This window comes from Intestinibacter sp. (genome assembly GCF_022780145.1).
Classification (GTDB): Bacteria; Bacillota; Clostridia; order Peptostreptococcales; family Peptostreptococcaceae; genus Intestinibacter.
This window is the reverse complement of record NZ_JALEXO010000049.1, coordinates 1-2,903: the sequence shown is the minus strand read 5'-3', so window position 1 is coordinate 2,903 and position 2,903 is coordinate 1. Positions and strand designations below refer to the sequence as shown.

Annotated in this window: 3 protein-coding genes; 2 read left to right on the top strand and 1 reads right to left on the bottom strand. The window is 31.1% G+C overall.

Features of this window, described 5'->3' with window-relative positions; all coding sequences use genetic code 11:
* The first annotated feature begins 174 nt into the window (after nt 1-174).
* Entirely contained in the window at nt 175-1,014 is an 840-nt protein-coding gene (locus tag MR593_RS01835; protein WP_290686376.1) for a 4-hydroxy-3-methylbut-2-enyl diphosphate reductase, read from the top strand.
* A gap of 50 nt (nt 1,015-1,064) precedes the next feature.
* Here the strand turns inward: MR593_RS01835 and MR593_RS01830 are convergent, their stop codons facing one another.
* Nucleotides 1,065-1,964, bottom strand: coding sequence for a LysR family transcriptional regulator (locus tag MR593_RS01830; protein WP_290686374.1), 900 nt, complete (start codon nt 1,962-1,964; stop codon nt 1,065-1,067).
* Between the two features lie 223 nt (nt 1,965-2,187).
* Between MR593_RS01830 and aroD the strand changes: the two genes are divergently transcribed.
* Nucleotides 2,188-2,903: type I 3-dehydroquinate dehydratase (gene aroD, locus MR593_RS01825; protein WP_290686372.1), on the top strand; the 716-nt coding region annotated here is incomplete at its 3' end.

Below are 2,903 nucleotides of genomic sequence, written 5' to 3'. Positions count from 1 at the left end.
TAAGCTATTTAGCAAAGCAAAAGTTTACTTTGGAGAGCCGATTTCACTTGAGCAATATTACAAACAAAAGCTTACTAGCGAAGATCACGAAAAAATAGCTGAAGAAATAATGGGAGTTATAAAAGACAATTACAACAAGCTTTCAAATGGAGATTTATAATAAGGAGGTCCCCAATGAAAATTAAAATTGCTAAAAACGCAGGCTTTTGCTTCGGTGTAAAAAGAGCTATGCAGATGGCAAGTGATGAGCTAGACGACAAAAGCACAAAGGTATATTCACTTGGTCCTTTAATACATAATAAGCAAGCAGTCAGCAAATACGAAGAAAAAGGCCTTAAGGTAGTAGAAGCAATATCAGAAATTCCTGCTGACGAAAGAGTAATTATAAGATCTCACGGAGTAGGAGAAAATATATACAACGAAGCTCACAGTAAAAGCATAAAAATAGTAGACACTACATGCCCTTTTGTCAAAAAAATTCATGAAATAGTAAATGATTTTTATAAAAAGGGATATAAAATTATAATAATAGGAAACAAAAATCATCCAGAGGTTATAGGAATAAACGGATGGTGTGATGACAGTGCCGTAGTTATAAAGACTATAGACGAAATAGATCAAATAGATTTCGACGAAAATCAAAAATACTGTGTCGTCAGCCAGACTACAGTAGATGTAGACGACTACGAAAAAATAACTTTAAAGCTAGCCTCTGTACTAAAAGACGCCACAATAAAAAACACTATCTGTTCTGCAACTAAGGAAAGACAGCTATCAGCTAAAAGCTTAGCTAAGGAAGTCGACTGTATGATAGTTATAGGCGGAAAGCATAGCTCTAATACACAAAAGCTAGTAAATATCTGTAAAGAAGTTACCAATACTTTTGCTATTGAGACAAAGGATGAGCTAGATAAGGAAGAACTAAAAAAATACAGATTAGTCGGAATAACTGCAGGAGCTTCTACTCCTGATTGGATTATATCTGATGTAATAGAATTTTTGGAATCTATATAATTTAAAATAGCTAGATTTCTAGGAGATAAAACTAGATATCTAGCTATTTTTCACATCAATTCAAAAATATCCTTTGAAGATGTTTTTATATATTTTATAAATTTCTTTACAGCTGGAACTAAATAACTGTTTTTCTTATATGCTAGATAAATACTTCTATCGCAATTTAAGTTATTTATTTTTAGCTGTTTTATCTTGAAGTTTTCAGGATTCATGATGTTTGCGACAAATGCAACTCCAAATCCCTCTGATACTAATCCGTAAATTCCATTTTCGTCCTCAGCTTCACATATGATTTTAGGAGATATACCTTCTCTATTAAAAATATTTTTAGTCTCTATTCCAAGGGCAGTGTTTTTTTCGTATGCGACAACTGGATACTTCTCTATATCCTTTAAATCTACAGATTCTAATTCGCTTAGCGGATGATCTTCTGGAACTATTATAAGAAATTCATCCCTGAATAGTAAATCAAATACTATATCTGGTTCATTTTCGACGTAAGAGCAAAATACAACATCGTATTTTGAATTTTTAAGGCCAGCTACTAAATCAGCAGTTATTCCCTGTCTAAAAGTAAATGTTATATCTTTATTGTTTTCTAATTCTAAAAACGCCCTTACCTTTTTGGGTATAAAATAAGAAGCTAAAGGGGATATATAAGCTATATCTATATGACCATTTGTTTCACTAGTGACTTGCTTTAATTTTTTTTCACCTATTTCTAGAGTATTTAATGCCTCCTCAACGTACTCTAAATATAATTTTCCATACTTAGTCAGCTTTACATTTCTTCCTTGTCTTTCAAATAAATATGTACCGAGTTCATTTTCTAAATTCGAAATCGCTTGACTTAAACTCGGTTGAGATATATTTAGCTCGTCGGCTGCATTTCTAAAATGCTGCAATTTTGCCACTGTCTTAAAGTAATAAAGTTGATTTAAATTCATATTTTCACATCCTAAATAATTTTAAAAAGAGTATACCATAATTGATAGTTAATTCCTATCAAAAATCACAAAAATTAGTATTAGATTTATCATATTGTAGGTATTATAATAAAAATATGATTAGCGATAAAAAATTAACAAAGTTATTTTATATATACGCAAAACTTAATGGAAATTAATGTTAAAATATTTATACTAAAAATAAAAACAAAGGGGAAATACTATGAAAAAAGTAGTTGAAGTTAGAAATTTAAAACTAGGTGAAGGTATTCCAAAAATATGTGTACCTTTAGTAGGAAAAACAGACGAAGAAATAATATCAGAAGCTGAATATTTAAAAGACTTAAAATTAGATTTAGTTGAATGGAGAGTCGATCACTATGAAGGAGTTGAAGATTTAGATAAAGTAAAAAACATACTTTCAGCTCTTAGAGATAAAGTTGGCGACTTACCTATACTATTTACTTTCAGAAGTAAAAAAGAAGGTGGAGAAAGAGAAGTTTCAGATGAATACTACGCAGATCTAAATAAAAAAATAGCTGAAACAAAAATGGTAGATTTAATAGATGTAGAATTATTCACTGGAGATGAAATAGTAAAAGACATAGTAGAATTTGCTCACCAAAACGGCGTAAAAGTAGTAATGTCAAACCACGATTTCTTCAAAACACCAGAAAAAGAAGAGATAATAAAAAGACTTTGCAAAATGCAAGACTTAGGTGCAGATCTACCTAAAATAGCAGTTATGCCTAACACATCAGAAGATGTAATAACTCTACTAGCTGCTACTGAAGATATGTCAACTAAATACGCAAAAACACCAATTATAACAATGTCTATGGGAGGACTTGGACTTGTAAGCCGTCTAGCTGGAGAAACATTTGGTTCAGCGCTTACATTTGGAGCAGCTAAGGTTGCATCAGCTCCAGGACAAATATC

Coding starts and splice junctions, on each gene's coding strand:
- MR593_RS01830 (WP_290686374.1), bottom strand. CDS start 1,964: ATGAATTTAAATCAACTTTATTACTTTAAGACAGTGGCAAAATTGCAG.
- MR593_RS01835 (WP_290686376.1), top strand. CDS start 175: ATGAAAATTAAAATTGCTAAAAACGCAGGCTTTTGCTTCGGTGTAAAA.